Annotated in this window: 15 protein-coding genes and 1 pseudogene; 9 read left to right on the top strand and 7 right to left on the bottom strand. The window is 72.8% G+C overall.

What is annotated here, in order from left to right; all coding sequences use genetic code 11:
• Positions 1-33 precede the first annotated feature (33 nt).
• On the bottom strand, positions 34-528 hold the full coding sequence (locus OG472_RS03780) for a hypothetical protein (RefSeq protein WP_401602667.1): 495 nt from the start codon (positions 526-528) through the stop codon (positions 34-36).
• 150 nt (positions 529-678) lie between these two features.
• On the opposite strand from OG472_RS03780, the gene OG472_RS03785 reads away from it, so the two are divergent.
• Positions 679-1296: a TOPRIM nucleotidyl transferase/hydrolase domain-containing protein gene (locus tag OG472_RS03785; protein ID WP_405827722.1), complete on the top strand. Its 618-nt coding sequence runs from the start codon at positions 679-681 to the stop codon at positions 1294-1296.
• A 47-nt stretch (positions 1297-1343) separates the two neighbouring features.
• On the opposite strand, the gene OG472_RS03790 is transcribed toward OG472_RS03785, so the two are convergent.
• From OG472_RS03790 to OG472_RS03800, 3 genes are all read right to left on the bottom strand, one after another.
• Entirely contained in the window at positions 1344-2510 is a 1167-nt protein-coding gene (locus tag OG472_RS03790) for an alanine--tRNA ligase-related protein (protein ID WP_405827724.1), read from the bottom strand.
• A 299-nt stretch (positions 2511-2809) separates the two neighbouring features.
• Entirely contained in the window at positions 2810-3991 is a 1182-nt protein-coding gene (locus OG472_RS03795) for a PP2C family protein-serine/threonine phosphatase (RefSeq protein WP_401602672.1), read from the bottom strand.
• Positions 3992-4203: 212 nt separating this feature from the next.
• A complete protein-coding gene (locus tag OG472_RS03800; RefSeq protein WP_405827727.1) occupies positions 4204-4485 on the bottom strand; it encodes a hypothetical protein in 282 nt (93 codons plus the stop codon).
• Positions 4486-4907: 422 nt separating this feature from the next.
• Between OG472_RS03800 and OG472_RS03805 the strand changes: the two genes are divergently transcribed.
• A complete protein-coding gene (locus OG472_RS03805) occupies positions 4908-6803 on the top strand; it encodes an ATP-binding cassette domain-containing protein (protein WP_405827729.1) in 1896 nt (631 codons plus the stop codon).
• A 61-nt stretch (positions 6804-6864) separates the two neighbouring features.
• Here OG472_RS03805 and OG472_RS03810 read toward each other — a convergent pair whose 3' ends face one another.
• On the bottom strand, positions 6865-8082 hold the full coding sequence (locus OG472_RS03810) for an FAD-dependent monooxygenase (protein WP_405827731.1): 1218 nt from the start codon (positions 8080-8082) through the stop codon (positions 6865-6867).
• A 178-nt stretch (positions 8083-8260) separates the two neighbouring features.
• On the opposite strand from OG472_RS03810, the gene OG472_RS03815 reads away from it, so the two are divergent.
• From OG472_RS03815 to OG472_RS03830, 4 genes are all read left to right on the top strand, one after another.
• Complete coding sequence (locus tag OG472_RS03815) at positions 8261-9223, top strand: TetR/AcrR family transcriptional regulator C-terminal domain-containing protein (RefSeq protein ID WP_405827733.1); 963 nt, start codon at positions 8261-8263, stop codon at positions 9221-9223.
• 88 nt (positions 9224-9311) lie between these two features.
• Positions 9312-10268 carry a GlxA family transcriptional regulator gene (locus tag OG472_RS03820; RefSeq protein ID WP_401602682.1) on the top strand — a complete coding sequence of 319 codons (957 nt, stop codon included), beginning with the start codon at positions 9312-9314 and terminating at the stop codon, positions 10266-10268.
• A gap of 138 nt (positions 10269-10406) precedes the next feature.
• Positions 10407-11405 carry a type I glyceraldehyde-3-phosphate dehydrogenase gene (gap, locus tag OG472_RS03825; protein WP_401602683.1) on the top strand — a complete coding sequence of 333 codons (999 nt, stop codon included), beginning with the start codon at positions 10407-10409 and terminating at the stop codon, positions 11403-11405.
• Between the two features lie 173 nt (positions 11406-11578).
• A complete protein-coding gene (locus OG472_RS03830) occupies positions 11579-12127 on the top strand; it encodes a hypothetical protein (protein WP_405827735.1) in 549 nt (182 codons plus the stop codon).
• Between the two features lie 68 nt (positions 12128-12195).
• Here OG472_RS03830 and OG472_RS03835 read toward each other — a convergent pair whose 3' ends face one another.
• Positions 12196-13740 (bottom strand): glutamate synthase subunit beta, encoded by a 1545-nt coding sequence (locus OG472_RS03835; protein ID WP_405827737.1) that lies wholly within the window; start codon positions 13738-13740, stop codon positions 12196-12198.
• Between the two features lie 199 nt (positions 13741-13939).
• Between OG472_RS03835 and OG472_RS03840 the strand changes: the two genes are divergently transcribed.
• Positions 13940-14479 carry an AAA family ATPase gene (locus OG472_RS03840; protein WP_405827739.1) on the top strand — a complete coding sequence of 180 codons (540 nt, stop codon included), beginning with the start codon at positions 13940-13942 and terminating at the stop codon, positions 14477-14479.
• Between the two features lie 64 nt (positions 14480-14543).
• Here OG472_RS03840 and OG472_RS03845 read toward each other — a convergent pair whose 3' ends face one another.
• A complete protein-coding gene (locus OG472_RS03845) occupies positions 14544-14924 on the bottom strand; it encodes a hypothetical protein (protein ID WP_405827741.1) in 381 nt (126 codons plus the stop codon).
• A gap of 368 nt (positions 14925-15292) precedes the next feature.
• Between OG472_RS03845 and OG472_RS03850 the strand changes: the two genes are divergently transcribed.
• Both OG472_RS03850 and OG472_RS03855 read left to right on the top strand, forming a co-directional pair.
• The gene (locus tag OG472_RS03850) at positions 15293-15694 is read left to right on the top strand and encodes a hypothetical protein (RefSeq protein WP_405827742.1); all 402 of its coding nucleotides are present in this window, start codon (positions 15293-15295) and stop codon (positions 15692-15694) included.
• Between the two features lie 181 nt (positions 15695-15875).
• Positions 15876-17307, top strand: a pseudogene (locus tag OG472_RS03855) (carotenoid oxygenase family protein).
• Positions 17308-17326: the final 19 nt, after the last annotated feature.

The following is a 17326-nucleotide window of genomic DNA, read 5'->3' on the forward strand; positions in this document are numbered from 1 at the left end:
CCCTCCCTCCCTCCGCCGGACTCCGGGATCACGTCAGCTCGGACGCTGCCTCGGTCCCTTGACCCGGCGGCTCGCCGCATTGCGGACGCGACGGGTGCGTCCGTACTCGGCGAGCAGGGTGAGGGCATCGGGCGAGGTGACGATCTGCGCGGCTGATGCGGTGCGCTGGAACCAGTCGGATGCGCCGGTGAGCTCCTCGGCCGTCCACGGCTCGTCGAGGGCGATCGTTCGCAGGAGGGTCCACTCGCGCAGGCGGCGGGTCAGGAAGGGCCGGTCCCCGATGACCGTGGCCATCATCCGGGCCCAGGAGGGGAATCCGGAGTCGGTGAGCAAGTGAGCCGCCCGGCGCTCCACGTGGTGGTTCACCGCAGACTCGGCCATCGACACGCAGTCGTCACGGAGGATCTCGGCCACCAGGTCGGCCTCGTCCGCCTCCGGCACGTTCTCGGGGACGCTGTCCAAGACCTGCAGGTAGCGGGCGTAACGCCCGTGCTCGGGAGGCTCTTCGTCGGTCTCGGGTGCACTCATGCGGCCATTCCATCGTTTCGCGCGATCGGCCGGTACCCCGCAGCCGAGATCCGAGTCCCCACCGCGGGCCTGTGCGCGGGTCCGGGCCTCTGCGTTCTCCAGGACGAATATTGCGTACCGTGCCGTCGGCCGAGGTAGGAGACTCGCTTCATGGTGGACATGCGCACGTTCCGGGACGAGGTCAGCGGCTGGGCGGGGGGCGGCTCCGGCGGGCCGGCGAGTGATCTGGCCGTACGCCTGGGGGTGCGGACCGCGGTGCTGCTGGAAGGGCCGAGCGACCTCGCGGCCGTCGAGACCCTGGCCGCGCGGCGTGGCCGCGACCTCGCCGCCGAGGGGGTGTGCGTCGTACAGATGGGCGGGGCGATGAGCGTCGCCCGCTACGCCGACCTGCTCGGGCCACCGGGCCTCGGCCTGCGCCTGGCAGGCCTGTGCGACGCGGGCGAGCAGGGCTTCTTCGACCGCGGCCTGACCAGGGCACGGGCGCCGCGCCGGGGCATCTTCGTATGCGTGGCGGACCTGGAGGACGAGCTCATCCGCGCCCTGGGCACGCCGAGGGTCGAGGAGGTCGTCGAGGCGGAGGGCGACCTCCGCGCGTGGCAGACCTTCGTACGCCAGCCCGCACAGCACGGCCGGTCCCGGCAGCAGCAGTTGCGGCGCTTCCTCGGGACGAAGAAGGGCCGCAAGATCCGTTACGGGCACCTCCTCGTCGAGGCCCTGGACCTCGACGAGGTCCCGGCTCCCCTCGATGACCTCCTCGCGAGCCTGTGACCGGACACCGGGCACAAGGCGTGCTCGGCCGGCTCGGTTGCTCTGCCTCACTCCTGCCTCAGGCTCGTGACCAGCTCCCGCGGCAGGCCATGGGTGTCGTGGAGGTAGTGGAAGTCCTCCCCGCTCAGCGGACCCTGGAACCGGGGCCGGGCGAGCACGTTCCGGCCGCGCTCCAGGAGCCGGCGGAACCGGCGTTCCTCCTCCCGCAGTATCCGGAGCACGTCTCCCGGGCCCATGTCCAGCCGGAAGTGGTCCAGGGTGTGCCGGACCACTTCGTCCGGCAGGTCGCCGACGCTGCGCGAGGAGTCGTCCCGCCACAGCACGGTGAGCACCCGTCGCAGGAGGCGTCGCAGTACGTAGCCCCGTCCCGTGTTGGCCGGGCGCACGCCGTCGCCGAGTACGACGATGGCCGAGCGCAGGTGGTCGCAGACCAGCCGCAGCGACGGCAGGTCCAGGGGCCAGAGGTCCGGCACGAGGCGGCGCCAGGGGTCGAAGACGTCGCACTCGAACACGGACGACTTGCCCTGGAGCAGTGAGGCCAGCCGCTCCAGGCCCAGTCCGGTGTCGACGTTGCGCTGGGGAAGGGGCACGAGGGAGCCGTCGTCGAGCCGGCGGTGGCTCATCGTGACGTGGTTCCACACCTCCACCCAGCGGTCGTCGCGGGTCGGCGTCGACTCGGGTGGGCAGTCGCCGCTCCACAGGAAGATCTCCGAGTCGGGACCGCACGGTCCGACGGGTCCGTTGGACCACCAGTTGTCCTCCACGGTGAGCTCGACGGGGACTCCGCGGTCCTGCCACAGCCGGAGCGAGGCGGTGTCCGGGCCGGTCTGGCCGTCGCCGGCGAAGACGGTGGCGTGCAGCAGCCCGGGATCGACGCCCAGGCCCTCGGTGAGCAGCCCGTATCCCCAGTCGAGGCTGAGGGGGCCTTCGTAGTCGCCCAGCGACCAGGTGCCGAGCATCTCGAAGACCGTCAGGTGAGTGGCGTCGCCGACCTCCTCCAGGTCCGTGGTGCGCAGACAGCGCTGCACGTTGACCAGCCGCTTTCCCAGCGGATGGGGGCGGCCCTCCAGGTAGGGGGTGAGCGGGTGCATGCCGGAGGTGGTGAAGAGCACGGGGTCGCCGGGTGGCGGGAGCAGCGCCGAGCCGACGATGCGACGGTGGTCGCGTTCTTCGAAGTACTCGACGAACGTCTTGACGAGGTGTTCGGTGTGCATGGGGTGCGTCCTTCGCGTCACAGCGGGGAAGGCACCGGAGAACGGACCGTTCGATCGTCGGGCCGGGGCGGGGAGCCACGGCACTGCCGGCGGACCGTTGTCCGGTCGCCGGGGAGGGAAGAAGGTCAGGCGGCGGCAACCGGCGAGCTGGTCGCTCGCGCGGTCGCGGTGGTGCTGGAGCCGGTGACGTTCATACGCCGACCATAGTGCGGCACTGATCAGCGGCGCACCCGAATTTGCCGCCAGGGCGGCGACACGGGCAGGGGCGGGGCGGTCGGGTCCGAGTGGCCGCGCGGACCCTACGCCGGGTCCTTCGGGCCGCTGGCCGGCCGTCGGCCCTCGTCTTCGCGACGGTCGACGAGGATGACCGCCACGTCGTCCGCAAGGCGGCTCTGCGTGTGGCGGAGCAGCGCCTGGTGCAGGCCTTCGAGGAACTCCGGACGCGGGTGGTCGCGCATGATCACCATGGCCTCGGGAAGGTCGAAGAAGGTGTTGTCCGGGTCGCGGGCCTCCAGGACTCCGTCGGTGCACAGCAGCAGCCGGTCCCCCGGTGCGAACGCATAGCTGTCCGTCCGTCCGGGAGGTCCGCTGATGAATTCCTCGAGGCCGAGCGGCGGCAGGGGGACGGTGGGCATCAAGGGCCGGACGGTGCCGTTGGTCAGGAGCAGCGGCGGCGGGTGGCCCCGGTTGATCACCTCGACGTGCGGGCCGTCCGGGATCTGGGCCACGATCGCGGTGACGAATCCCTCCAGGACGGCGTCGCCACCTTCGACCGCGTGATCGCTCGCTCCCGCGACGGCGGCGTCACGCCGCAGGGCCGCTCCGCAGTGGTTGACGACCTCCACCAGGTCGTCCTCGTAGTGCACGGACTCCCGGAACGCGCCCAGCACGACCGCGGCGGCGCGTACGGCGGGCAGCCCCTTGCCCCGGACGTCCCCGACGATCATCCGGACCCCGAACCGGGTCTGGACCACGTCGTACAGGTCGCCGCCGATCTGCGCGCCCTCCTCGGCCGCCAGGTACATGCTGGCCGCCCGTACGGGGCCCAGCCGGTCCGGTACCGGCCGCAGCAGGGCCTCCTGGGCCGCCACGGCGATCCGGCGGACCTGGTTGAGCTCGGTCTCGCGGCGCGTGCGCGCGGCGCCGCTCGTCATGACGCTCGCCGCCGTGACCAGGGACAGGGCGAGGAAGTTCGTGTAGACCTGCTGGCCGCCCCAGGCATGGTTGTGGGTGGCGGTGATCACGCTGACGCCGACGGCCACCGCCGCCGCCGCGAGGGTGCCCTTGGGACCCATGGTCACCGCGGCCAGGGCGGGTGTCGCGACCAGCATGGGGCCGGTGTACACGACGTGCAGGGGCGTGAGCTCGATGAGGAGCACCAGCAGGGCGATCGCGAAGGGCACGCACTCGGCGATCGTGAAAAGGACCTGGTGGTGGCCGCCGGCTCCCGGTCCCGGGGGCGAGCGCAAGGGCGCTCTCATGAGTACAGCCTGCCTTGCCCGGACGCCTGGCCGCCACTCCGGTCCCCCGCCCGGTGCCCCTGGGGCGAACGGGGACGGGGCGGAAACGGCGGGCGCTCCCGCGCCGCCCGCCGCCCCGCCGCCCAGCCGTCCGCGCGTCCGGAACGACTGCCGGCCGCCCTCTACGTACGGTCACGCGTCGTACACCGAGGGCTTGCGCCCTGCGGCCGTGTTCAGGCCGGTTCGCCGCCCACGTTGTGCATCATGCGTCGCAGCACGTTGAGCGTCGTGATGTGGTCGGCATCCTCGATGCCCTCGTGGATCCGGGCTCGCCAGGCGAGCGCGTGGGTCTTGAGGTCCGCGCGGGCCGCGTCGCCGGTCCCGGTGATCCACAGCCGGCCGTCGGCGTCCCGGGTGATCCAGCCGCGGGCCAGGAGCGTCTCGGCCTCCGCCGACAGACCGGGGCTGAGCGAAACCGACCCGAACAGGGATCCGAGAGCGAGGTGCGCGCTCACAGCCGGGACCGGCGGCCTGACGAGGTCAACGATGGCGCACGCGTGCCTTGTTGATCAACACCGGCTTCCTCGACGACCGTTGAGGCGGCCCGTAGAGCGCGCGGGAACCGTGGAGCCGTCGGAGGCCGCAAGCGATTTCCGATGACCCGACCCCTGCACCGACCGGTTCCAGCCAACCTGCCCTCCCCCGCGGTCCGGGAGCCCGGCGGCACCCGGACACGATCAGCGGCCACGCCAAGGGGGCCGCCGCCGCGAGGTCGGCCAGATCCCGCTGCTCCGGCCGCCGGCCTGCGCTGTACTCACTCCCCCAGTTGCAGCGACCCCGCGACAGCCCCTCCGCCCACTGCGGACCCGGGCTTCCTCGCCATGCGCGGGTGCAGCCGAACTGGCCTCCACAGCAACCCGGTTGAAGGAGAAGCAGCATGTCCGACCAGCAGGCCGAGAAAGCGAAGTCCGCAGTCCCGCCCGCTCCACCCGCCCCTCCGGAGTTCAAGTACACCTGGGGCCAGCACAACGAGACCATGGAGGCGCTGTCGCTCGGCCACATGGCCCGGCGCGTCCCGTCCGCCCTCCGGCAGACCGCGTGGCTCGCCCTCGCCGTCAACCGAGCCGCCTTCCACGTACTGGTCACCGCCCAGATCCTCGGCGGGATCTGCACGGCGGCGGCGCTCACCGCGGTCTCCCAGGCCATGGTGCCGCTCCTGGCCGGAGACGGCGTCCGGGAACGCGTGTCGGCCGCCTCATGGCCCCTGGTCGTCGCCGCCGCGATGACCGCCCTCGGCGCCCTGGCCTCCATCGCCGCCGGCAGCGCCGCCCGCCGCCTCAACCCGGGCATGGCCACCCTCGCCGACCTCGCGATGGTCGACGCCCACATGGACGTGGAACTCGCCGCCTACGACGCCCCCGACTTCACCGAACGCTCGGAGGCCGCCGAGACCGGTTCCGCCCGCTCCGCCATGCTCCTCCAGGACGCCCTCGGCTTCACCGGCGGGGTGATCGACATGATCGCGGTCGCGTCCGTCCTCGCCGTGGTCCACCCCGTCCTCCTGCCGCTGCTCCTGCTGTCGGTGGTTCCCCGGGGCCTCGGCTCCGTTTACGCCGCCCGCCTCGACTACCGCCTCCACAACCAGACGGTCGCCTCCCGCAACATCAAACACATGATGCGCTGGCACCTGACCACCCCGAAGCTTGCCGACGAGCTGCGCGGCAACAGCATGCGGCCCTACGCCCACCACTGGTACGCGGCCGTCTGTGCGCGCATCGACTCCAAGATGGTCAGCTCCGCGCCCCGTTACCTCGTCGTCTACCTGATCGCGGCCACCGCCTCCGGAGTCTTCGTCGTGGCGACGTACGGGGCGCTGGCCGGGCTCGTCGTCGGCGGGTACATGGCCCTCGCGGCCGCGGGCACGGCCATCGTCGCCATGCGCACCTCGACCGCAGCCCTGTCGCAGCTCGTCGTCTACGGGGCGGCCATGTTCCAGCACGCGCTCTACCTCGGCGACTACACCGCCTTCGTCGAGGAGGCCGCCGAGAAGTCCGGCCCGCGCGGCCCTCAGGTGATGGAGAGCGCCCCGGAGAAGATCCGGCTCGAGGAGGCCTCCTACACCTACCCGGGCAAGGACACCCCCGCCCTCGGCCCGGTCTCGCTGACCCTGGCCCGGGGTGAGGTGGTCGCCGTCATCGGGGAGAACGGCGCCGGGAAGTCCACTCTGATCCGGCTGCTGACCTCACTGACGGCCCCGACGTCCGGCACCGTGTCCTGGGACGGCGTCCCCACCTCCGACGCGGACCAGCGCTCCGCCTGGGCGCACGTCGGCCTCGTCACCCAGTCGTACGGGTACTGGCCCTTCTCCGCGCGGGAGAACATCACCCTCGGCCAGCCGGATCCCCGGGGCGAGGAGGCGGTGTGGGAGGCACTGGACGCCGTCGGCATGCGGACGACGGTGGAGGAGTTCCCCGACGGCCTGGACACGCTGCTGGCCCGCTCGGTCTGGGGCGGACACGAGCCCTCCGGCGGCCAGTGGCAGCGACTGGCGTGCGGCCGCGCCTTCCACCGCAAGCCGGGTCTGCTGGTCATGGACGAACCGACGAGCGCCATGGATCCCCGCGGGGAGCACATGGTCTTCTCCGGCCTGCGGGACATGAAGGAGGACCGGATCACGGTGATCGTCACTCACCGGATGGAGAACTGCCGCCTCGCCGACCGCATCGTCGTCCTGGACGGCGGCCGGATCGTGGAGCAAGGCCCGTTCGACCAGCTCGTGTCCCTGGACGGCGGCCGGTTCCGCGAACTGTACGAGCTCTCCCAGGACCGCTGACGACCTGAGGCGCTGCGGAGCCCGCCGACAGCGGTGTGCTCCGCGGCGCCGTGCCGCCCGGTCATTCCTGCGCCCCGGCGCTCGCGAGGGCGTACTCCGGCAGTGCGATGTTCCCGGCCTTGGCGAACTGCGCAGCGAACAGGTTCCGCATCGGCCAGCGGGTCATCGACCGCATGGACAGGTCGCGCAGCCGGATCCCGAGCCGGCCCGACGGCGCATACCCCGCGGCCCCGCCGGGCGGAAGCTGCTGGGCCTGGCTCACGTACGGGCGCATCACCGTGTCGTAGCGGCGGAAGGCGACGTCGTGGTCGCCCTCGGCGGCGGCGAGTTCACCGGCCAGGACGTAGGCGCCGACCAGGGCGAGGCTGGTCCCGAGGCCGGTCAGCGGGGTCGCGCAGTATCCGGCGTCGCCGAGCAGCGCCACGCGGCCGCGCGACCAGCTGTCGAGGCGGACCTGTCCCATGGAGTCGAGGAAGAAGTCCGGGGCGGCGCTCATCGCCCGCAGCAGGCGCGGGGTTTCCCAGCCGACGTGGGCGAAGCGCCGGGCCAGGAGCTCCTGTTGGGCGGCGATGTCGCGGCGGTCGTAGGAGAGCGGTGGCGAGCGGAAGCTGAAGCCGGCCTTGATCTCGCCGGGGAGGCGGCCGGGCCGGGCGGAGACGACCAGGCCGCCGGGCGCGTTGTGCATCACGAACCAGCCGTCGAGGTCCAGGCCGTCGAAGGCGGTGAACCAGCTCGTGTAGAGGCCGATCGGGCGGACGAAGTCCCGCTCCGGCCCGAAGGCCAGCCCGCGGACCACGGAGTGCGGCCCGTCCGCGCCGACGACGAGCGCGAACCGGCGGGGTGCGGCCTTCTCGAAGGTGACGGTGACCCCGTCCGCGTGCTGGTCGATCCCGGTGACGGTGTCGTCGAAGAGGTACTCCGTGTCCGGCAGGCTCGCCTCGTACAGCAGCCGGGCGAGGTCGCCGCGGAGGATCTCGACCTCGGAGACGATCCCCTCGCCGCCGAAGCTGTCGGCGGGCAGTCGGGCGGTGGTCCGGCCGTCGGTGTCGACGAGGGCGAGGCCGCGCTGGTCCACGGTCTCCGCCCTGGCCCGGTCCATCAGACCCATCCGTTCGATCACGGTGCGGCCGGCGCCGCGCAGATCCACGGTCTGCCCGCCCGGCCGGGGTGCCGGCGCGCGCTCCACGATCGTGACCGTGAAGCCTCCGCTGCGTAGCCAGTACGCGAGTGCGGGTCCTGCGATGCCTGCACCGCAGATGAGTATCTCGTTGTTCGGCATGATGCGAATGTACGCCGTACGCAGACTAGTGCGCAAGCATGAAATACCCTGCGAGCATCGCATGTTCACCTCTACCGCACTAGTGCGCATAGGCGGGGAAGGTGCCGGTCCGCGGGGATCGCCCGCGCCGGAGGCTAGGATGGCGCCCATCCGGGTGCACTAGTGCGGAGGAGTATCGGTGGACGGACAAGCGGTACCGCGCTACAGCCAGATCGCGGCCGAACTGCGGCGGCGGATCGATGCGGGCGAACTGGCGCCGGGGGATCGCGTCCCGTCGACCCGCGAGATCACCCGCCAGTGGGGCGTCGCCATGGCGACCGCGACCAAGGTGCTCTCCGAACTGCGCCGCGAGGGCCTGGTCCGCGCCGTCCCGGGCGTCGGGACGGTCGTGGCCGCCCCGAGCCGCCCGGTGCGAGCCGCCCGGCCCGCTGCCGCCGCACACCCCGGCGGGCCCTCCGGCGCGCCCTCGGTCCAGGCGGCGCTCACGCTCGGACGGATCGTGGGTGCGGCCGTCACCGTCGCCGACACGGAGGGGCTGGCCGCGGTCTCGATGCGCCGGGTGGCCGCCGAGCTCGACGTGGCGACCATGTCCCTGTACCGGCACGTGGCCGACAAGGACGACCTGCTGACGCGGATGATGGACGGCGTCATGGCGGAGCACCCGCTGCCCGCCGACCCTCCGGAGGGCTGGCGGGAAGCGGTCGAACTGGCGGCCCGGCAGCTCTGGGACCTGTTCCGCCGCCATGCGTGGCTCGCACCGGCCCTGTCGGTGACCCGCCCCCAGATGATCGTCTCGGCACTGCCGTACAGCGAGTGGATCCTCGCCACCCTGCACGCCCACGGGCTCGACCTGCAGTCCGCCTTCACCGCGCACCTCATGCTCTTCAACTACGCCCGTGGCATCGCCGTCAACCTGGAGACGGAACGGGAGGCCGAGGCGGACAGCGGCCTCGACAGCGAGGAGTGGATGGACACCCAGGAGCCCGCGCTGCTGGCGGTTCTGCGCACCGGCCGGTTCCCCGCACTCTCGCGCCTGGCCACGGCCGGCTACGACTTCGACCTCGACGCCCTCTTCGAATTCGGCCTCCAGCGCCTCCTCGACGGCCTCGCCCCACTCGTCCACGAAGGCTCCGCCGGCTGAACGGAGAGCCGTCAAGGCCCCTGACCACCGACGGGCCGCCGCCCTGGGCGCCGCTCGCCGCGATCCGGCCCCGCGTACCCTCGACCCCGTGCCAGCCTCCCGCCTCCACCGTGTCGCCGTCCTCGTCCTCGAAGGCGCGAAACCGCTCGACGTCGGCATCCCCGCACAGGTCTTCACGACCCGGGCGAGCATGCCGTACGAGGTGCGGGTGTGCGGCGCGGCGCCCGGTCTCGTGGCCGGCGGCGACGGCCTGTCGTACCACGTGACCCACGGGCTGGAGGCCCTCGCGTGGGCCGACATCGTGTTCGTCCCCGGCTACCGCTTCCCCGACCGGGAGGACCCGCCGCAGGCGGTCATCGACGCGCTGATCGCCGCCCACGAACGGGGCGCGCGGCTCGCCGCCATCTCGACGGGCGCGTTCGCGCTCGCCGCCACGGGCCTGCTCGACGGCAAGCGCGCCACGACGCACTGGCACTACGCGCGGGCCCTCGCGGAGCGGCATCCGCTCGTCCGGCTCGACGAGAACGTCCTGTTCGTCGACGAGGGCAGCGTCCTCACATCGGCCGGCGCCGCCTCCGGAATCGACCTGTGCCTGCACATCCTGCGGGGTGACATCGGCGTGTCCGCCTCCAACCACGCGGCCCGGCGCCTCGTCGCGGCCCCCTACCGCAGCGGTGGCCAGGCGCAGTACGTGCCGCGCAGCGTGCCCGAGCCGCTCGGCGAGCGGTTCGCCGCCACGCGCGAGTGGGCGCTGCACCGGCTCGGCGAGCCGCTCACCCTGGAGGCACTCGCCCGGCACGCCGGGGTCTCGCCCCGCACGTTCTCCCGGCGCTTCGCCGAGGACACCGGGTACACGCCGATGCAGTGGATCATGCGTGCCCGCATCGACGTGGCCCGCGAGCTGCTCGAACGCTCGCAGCGCGGCATCGAGCAGATCGCCGCCGACGTGGGTCTCGGCACCGGCGCGAACCTGCGCTCGCACTTCCAGCGCATCCTCGGCACCACCCCGACCGAGTACCGGCGCACCTTCACCCAGGGCGAATAGCCGGCCGGCGGCCCGCCGCCTCGCCGTGCCGCCCCGCCATGCCGCCGTGGCGGGATCCTTTTGAACCATGGCGATCACGCCGCTGTCGCGGGCGGGCGCCGGGCGCGAACCTGATGGCGAACGAAAGGGACATCGCTCATGACTCGCATTGCCATCAACGGATTCGGCCGCATCGGGCGCAACGTGCTGCGCGCGCTCCTCGAACGCGACAGCGACCTGGAGGTCGTGGCCGTCAACGACCTCACGGAGCCCGCCACCCTCGCGCGACTGCTCGCGTACGACACCACCTCGGGCCGGCTCGGCCGCCCGGTGACCGTCGACGGGGACGTCCTCGTCGTCGACGGCCACCGCATCAAGGTGCTCGCCGAGCGGGAGCCGGCGCAGCTGCCGTGGGCCGACCTCGGTGTCGACATCGTGCTGGAGGCCACCGGCCGCTTCACCTCCGCAGAGGCCGCCCGCGACCACATCAAGGCGGGCGCGCGCAAGGTGCTCGTGAGCGCGCCGTCCGACGGCGCCGATGTCACGCTCGCGTTCGGGGTCAACTCCGACGCCTACGACCCGGCCCTGCACACCATCGTCTCGAACGCCTCGTGCACGACCAACGCGCTCGCGCCGCTGGCCGCGGTCCTCGACGACCTCGCCGGCATCGAGCACGGCTTCATGACGACGGTGCACGCCTACACGCAGGAGCAGAACCTGCAGGACGGCCCGCACCGCGACGCCCGTCGCGCCCGCGCCGCCGCGGTCAACATCGTGCCGACCACGACGGGTGCCGCCAAGGCGATCGGGCAGGTGCTGCCGAACCTGGACGGCAAGCTGTCGGGCGACTCGATCCGCGTACCGGTCCCGGTGGGGTCGATCGTCGAGCTCAACACGACCGTGGCCCGCGAGGTGACGCGCGACGAGATCCTGGCTGCGTACCGCGCCGCCGCGGAGGGACCGCTGGCCGGCGTCCTCGAGTACTCGGACGACCCGCTGGTGTCCTCCGACATCACGGGCAACCCCGCCTCGTCGATCTTCGACTCGGAGCTGACCCGCGTCGACGGCCGCCACGTCAAGGTGGTCGCCTGGTACGACAACGAGTGGGGCTTCTCGAACCGCGTGATCGACACCCTCACCCTCCTCGCCACCCGCTGAGCCGACGGCACACCGGTGGTGCTCCGGTCGGCCGCACGGGCCGACCGGAGGGGCGCATGGGGCTAGCGCTGTGGCCGACGTACGTCAAGCCACGGGATGCAGGGACGTGACCGTGTGGGGTGGGCGAGGCCTACTGGAGGTTCCTCCGCACGACCTCGACCCCAGGAGCTCCCATGACCCACCTCTTCCGCACCCCGCGCTTCCTCGTGCTGGCCGCCTCGACCGCCGCGATCGTCGGAGGCGTACTGACCCCGACCGGTGCGTTCGCCGCCACACCGGCCATCGCGCACGCGGCCGTGGCCTATGACCGCACAGCCGCCCCCGCGGACGACGGCGGCGCCGACAACAGTGGCCTCCTCATCGGCACCCTCGAGAAACCCCTGCTCGGAACCGGGGGCGACGCCACAGGGACCGGCGACGCCACAGGGACCGGTGACGCCACAGGGACCGGTGACGCCACCGGCCCGAAAACGGGACCCGACGGGGGCGACCGCATCCAGCAGCCCACGGGCAGCCACACCCGGGTCTGTGTCCGCGCGCCCTGCGAGCAGCCGGATTCCGAGCCCTTCCCGGACCTCCCCGGCATCCCGGACCTCCCCGAGCTCCCTGACGCCCCCGACACCCCTGACGTCCCTGACATCCCCGGCTTCCCTGGTGTCCCCGGCTTCCCGGCCTTCCCGGGCATGCCGCACTCCGGCGATTTGACCGCCCCCAACGGGTGACGCCGGCAGGACGGCCCGCTGCAGCGCGGGGCCGCCACCCGTCCGGTGGCGGCCCCGCGCACGCCTGCCTAGAAGTCCCCGTACCGCATGCGCCCCAAGGCCGTCATCGGCCGGTCGTGCGCGGCGACCGGAGCCGGGAGGCACGTGGAGCCGGTCAGGTAGCGGTCCACGGCGGCGGCCGCCGCCCGGCCCTCGGCGATGGCCCACACCACCAGCGACTGCCCGCGGCCCGCGTCGCCCGCGACGAACACCCCGGGCGCCCGCCCGCCGCTCGCCGCGAAGCCGGCGTCCCGCGCGTAATTTCCGCGCCCGTCGAGCTCCAGCCCCAGTTGTTCGCGCAGGCCGCCGGCCCGCTCGGGCCCCGAGAAGCCGAGGGCCAGCAGCACCAGGCCGGTCGGTATGACGTGCTCGGTGCCGGCCAGGGGGCTGCGGCCCACCGGCTCGACGGCGGTCAGGTGCAGCGCCCGCACCCGGCCCGAGGCGTCCCCCTCGAATCGCAGGGTGGCGCTGGAGAACAGCCGGGGGTCGCGGCCCTCGTGCCCGCGGGCCTCCTCGTGGGCGTGGGAGATCCGGTACGTCTTCGGGTACACCGGCCAGGGCTCGCCGTCGGTCCGGCCGGGGCCGGGCTCGGGGTTGATGTCGAGCTGGACCACGGAGATCGCGCCCTGCCGCAGGGCCGTCCCGAGGCAGTCGGAGCCGGTGTCGCCGCCGCCCACGATGACCACGTGCCGGCCCTCGGCGGTGACGGGCGACACGGGGTAGTCCCCCTCCCGCACCCGGTTGGCGCAGGTCAGGTAGTCCATGGCCTGGTGGATGCCGTGCAGCTCGCGGCCGGGGACCGGTAGTTCCCGGCGCTCGCCGGCCCCGATCGCGACGACGACCGCGTCGCACCGGCTGCGCAGTTCGGCCGCGCTGGTGCCGGCCGCCCCGCCGGCGCCCGCTGCGGTGCCGTCCGCGCCGCCGACGTCCGCGCCCGTGACGAACTCCGTTCCCTCGGCCCGCATCTGCTCGATCCGGCGCTCCAGGTGGGCCTTCTCCATCTTGAACTCGGGGATGCCGTAGCGCAGCAGTCCGCCGATCCGGTCGGCGCGCTCGTGGACCGTGACGGAGTGGCCGGCCCTCGTCAGCTGCTGTGCCGCGGCCAGTCCGGCCGGACCGGAGCCGATGACGGCCACAGTCCTGCCGCTGCGCTTCTCCGGCGGCCTCGGGGTCAGGTATCCGCGCCGCAGCCCCTCGTCCGCGATGGTCTGCTCGACGTTCTTGATGGTCACCGGGTCCGCGTTGATCGTGAGGACGCAGGCGTCCTCACAGGGGGCCGGGCAGAGCCTGCCCGTGAACTCCGGGAAGTTGTTGGTCGCGTGCAGCCGCTCGTACGCCGCGCGCCAGTCGCCGTGGGCGGCGTACGCGTTCCACTCGGGTATGAGGTTCCCCAGGGGACAGCCGGTGTGGCAGAACGGAATACCGCAGTCCATGCAGCGGTCGGCCTGCCGGGAGACGAGCGGCAGCATCGCCTGGCCCGCGTACACCTCGCGCCAGTCGCCCAGCCTCTCCTCTACGGGACGGGGCGGGACGGCCTCGCGGGGAATCCGGAGGAAGCCGAACGGATCGGTCACATGCCGCCTCCCTGGATCGTGCGCGGCGGGGTGCACGGAGCGGCGCACCATGTTCCTCGTACGCGCGTTCTGTGGCGGTCCGACCAGGTTACGCCGCCTTCGCGGCGGCGTAACCCGGCGAGGAGGAACGGTGACCGGGCGGGCGCGGATGGTGACGACCGGCCGGTGGGCGGCGGCGCGGGCGGGTAGCGTTGCGCAGATGACGGTGGGCACCCCGGACACCCGGCTCGTCGTGCTGCGCGGGAACAGCGCCTCGGGCAAGTCGTCGGTCGCGGCCGGCATCCGCGAGCGGTTCGGCCGGGGCCTGGCCCTGGTCGGCCAGGACACCATGCGCCGCGTCGTCCTGCGTGAACGTGACCGGCCGGACGGCGCGAACATCGGCCTGATCGACACCGTCGCGCGCTACGCCCTCGACGCCGGCTACCACGTCGTCGTGGAGGGCATCCTCTACGCCGACCACTACGGGGGCATGCTCGCGCGGCTGCGCGCCGACCACTGCGGCCCGACCCACGGCTACTACCTGGACGTGCCGTTCGAGGTGACGCTCACCCGGCATGCGACGAAGCCGATCGCGGACGCGGTCTCCGAGGCGGACCTCGCCTCCTGGTACCGGCCGCTCGACCTGCTGCCCGGCGGTGTGGAGACGGTCATCGGCGCCGCGAGCTCCCTCGACGACACGGTCGGGCGCATCCTGCGCGACACCGGCCTGGCCGGACTGCCCTGGCGGGGAGAGTGCTGACGGCGCGTACGCCGCGATGTGGCGGGTCGGCGTCGGTGGCGAGTCTGCAACACCTCGACGATGGTCACCCGGCGCGGATCAGCAGGTCGACCTCCTTCTCCTGATCTCCCGCCACGGTTCCCCGGTCCTCGACCCCGAAGGCGTCCGTGAGGGCGGCGACGACCCGGTCGACCGCGCGGGGGCCGCCCTGCAGACCGACGTCGACGGTTCCGTCCAGACCCGTGGGCCCCGTCGTCGCGGGCTGGTCCGCGGCGAGCACGGTCGTGCACCACACGGTGGTCTTGCCGTGCGGGCCCGGTTCGAGCGCCACGCCTTCCGCCGACGCCTCCGGAAAGGCCCGCTCGAGAACGTCCAGGAGGACTCTGGCGGCTTCTTCCGAGCAGTGAGTGGCCGTGACCACCACTTCCGCCGATGACTGCCGTGATGCGCCGGCGTCGCTGGTCATCGCTTCCCGCCTTCCTCGTCCGCCCGGGCGCGAGCGCCCTCCAGGCGGCGTCGATCAGTGGCCGTGGGCATGTTTCGGCTGCTGCTGGTTCGTCCCGGGACCTCGGGGCATCACGCTTCTCCTTCTTGCGGGGAGGGTTCACCGCCATCCTGCGAGGCCACGCGGATTCCCGCACTTCGGATCTGCCACATGACACCCGAAGGTTGAGGACCACCCGTCGGGGAAGGCGCGCAAGACGGTCGTGCCCGCCACGCCCTGGAAGCCCGTGCTTCCGGCGGCGAGCGCACCCGGATAATGGCACCGAACCGGGCGGCCACCGTGAGCGTGCCCGGTCGCGGCCCCACGGACTGACCGGAGACGAAGGATTGATGATGCTCGAAGCAGGCCAGCGGGTGAAGTTGGCAGCAGACCTGCGGCTGGCCGGGTCGGTCCTTTTGGCCGAGGACTCCCCGGAGGCCACCACGGGTGCCGTCGCCGGCTCGCTGTCCCTGGCATCGGGCACCGGGGGCACCGTCGAGCGGGTGAACGAACCCCAGCAGCAGGAACAGGGCCCGGACGTCCGCGAGTACCTGCGGCTCAAGTCGCTCCTCGACGACTTCGGCCACCAGCTGCCCTCGGCGACCAGGAAGCAGCTCGAAGAGCAGGTCGGCTCCCTGGAACCCGGGTGGATCGCCCACCAGGAGGAGCAGCTCCACGTGACGGTCCGCGTCCGCCTCGACAACGGTTTCGTCCTCGACGACGCACTCGTAGAGATCTTCCTATCCGACTGATCCCCTGGGCCGTGGTCAGTGCCTGGGGCGCCGCGTGCGGCGGCACGGGTCCGCGGCGGGCCGCTCCGTGCTCTGGCACGCTCGCGCGTACCGCGTTTCACTGGAGAGTGCCGCAACCGCGCGCCCGCAGCGGATCACTCCGTCCACTGCAGGCCCTGCCGGGCGCACGCCGGGAGGTCCCGTGAACACCCGCACACCACCCGGCTTCGACCCCACCCGAGTCCCCCACCTGCTGGGATCGTTCGCGCCGGTGACGGAGGAGGTCGACGTCGCCGATCTGGAGGTGACGGGCGAGCTGCCGGCCTCCTTGGACGGCCTGTACGTGCGCAACGGCCCCAATCCCCGTTTCACGCCGATCGGCTCGTACCTGTACCCCATCGACGGCGACGGCATGCTGCACGGGGTCTGGCTTTCCGGGGGTCGCGCCCGCTACCGCAACCGCTTCGTACGCACCCCCGCGGTGCAGGCCGAGGAGCGCGTCGGACACGCCCTCTGGGGCGGCCTCGAATCGATGATCGTGCCGGACGCCGACCAGGTCGGACCGGAGCTCGCCGGAACCTTCAAGGACCTGCCCGACATCAATGTGGTCCGGCACGCCGGCCGCACGCTGGCCCTCGCCGAATCGGCCTGCCCGTACCGGATCGGTGCGGGCCTGGAGACCCTCGGCCGCGAGGAGTTCGGCGGATCCCTGCCGGCGGGCATCACCGCCCATCCCAAGATCGACCCGGTCACCGGCGAGATGGTCGTCTTCTGCTACGGACTGGAGCCGCCCTACCTGACCTGGTCGGTCATCGGCCGGGACGGCGCCGTCACGCGCGGGCCGACCACCGTCGACGGGGTGGACGAGCCGATGATGATCCACGACATGGCCCTGACCGACCGCTACGCCGTCCTCGTCCTCACCCCGGCCTTCTTCGACCTGGGCGCGGCCATGGCGGGCGGCTCGTTCCTGGCCTGGCGGCCCGAGCGCGGCACCCGCGTGGCACTGATCCCGCGCGACGGCGGAGCGCCTCGCTGGGCGACGGACGAGGCGTTCTGGCTGTGGCACACCGTGAACGCCTACGACGACGGCCCCGGCGAGGACGCCCCGGTGATCCTCGACTACGTGCAGTGGAGCAGGCTGACCGTCGGTGAGAGCCCCGGCGCCGCGGCGGAGCCCGTGAGCGGCGGCCTGGTACGGGCGCGCATCGATCCGGCCGCCGGCAGCATGGCGCGCCCCGCTGGACGACTGCCGGGTGGAGTTCCCGCGGGTCGACGACCGCCGTATCGGCCGGCGCCACCGCATCGCCGCGCTGGCCACCGGGACCGGGCGGGCGGACCTGCTGCCGGGCGAGTACGACGCCGTGCGCTGGTACGACACCGAGACCGGCACCGCCCGTGTCTGGTCGGCCGGGGACCTCTCCGTCGGCGAGCCGGTCTTCGCCCCCGAGCCCGGCCGGGACTCCGACGAGCACGGCCACTGGCTGACCTTCGCCACCGACCGGACCGACGGGTCGAGCTGGTTCCTGGTCATCCCCGCCGAGGACCCCGCCTCCGGGCCGGTCGCCCGCGCCCGCATCCCCGTCCGGGTCCCGCTCGGCCTGCACGGCTGCTGGCTCCCCACCGAGCCGTGAACCCGGCAGGCGCCCCGCC

Origin of the sequence: Streptomyces sp. NBC_00207, assembly GCF_045160965.1 — a bacterium.
In the GTDB taxonomy this organism is placed as follows: Bacteria; Actinomycetota; Actinomycetes; order Streptomycetales; family Streptomycetaceae; genus Streptomyces.

Coding starts and splice junctions, on each gene's coding strand:
- OG472_RS03780 (WP_401602667.1), bottom strand. CDS start 528: ATGAGTGCACCCGAGACCGACGAAGAGCCTCCCGAGCACGGGCGTTAC.
- OG472_RS03785 (WP_405827722.1), top strand. CDS start 679: ATGGTGGACATGCGCACGTTCCGGGACGAGGTCAGCGGCTGGGCGGGG.
- OG472_RS03790 (WP_405827724.1), bottom strand. CDS start 2,510: ATGCACACCGAACACCTCGTCAAGACGTTCGTCGAGTACTTCGAAGAA.
- OG472_RS03795 (WP_401602672.1), bottom strand. CDS start 3,991: ATGAGAGCGCCCTTGCGCTCGCCCCCGGGACCGGGAGCCGGCGGCCAC.
- OG472_RS03805 (WP_405827729.1), top strand. CDS start 4,908: ATGTCCGACCAGCAGGCCGAGAAAGCGAAGTCCGCAGTCCCGCCCGCT.
- OG472_RS03810 (WP_405827731.1), bottom strand. CDS start 8,082: ATGCCGAACAACGAGATACTCATCTGCGGTGCAGGCATCGCAGGACCC.
- gap (WP_401602683.1), top strand. CDS start 10,407: ATGACTCGCATTGCCATCAACGGATTCGGCCGCATCGGGCGCAACGTG.
- OG472_RS03830 (WP_405827735.1), top strand. CDS start 11,579: ATGACCCACCTCTTCCGCACCCCGCGCTTCCTCGTGCTGGCCGCCTCG.
- OG472_RS03840 (WP_405827739.1), top strand. CDS start 13,940: ATGACGGTGGGCACCCCGGACACCCGGCTCGTCGTGCTGCGCGGGAAC.
- OG472_RS03845 (WP_405827741.1), bottom strand. CDS start 14,924: ATGACCAGCGACGCCGGCGCATCACGGCAGTCATCGGCGGAAGTGGTG.
- OG472_RS03850 (WP_405827742.1), top strand. CDS start 15,293: ATGATGCTCGAAGCAGGCCAGCGGGTGAAGTTGGCAGCAGACCTGCGG.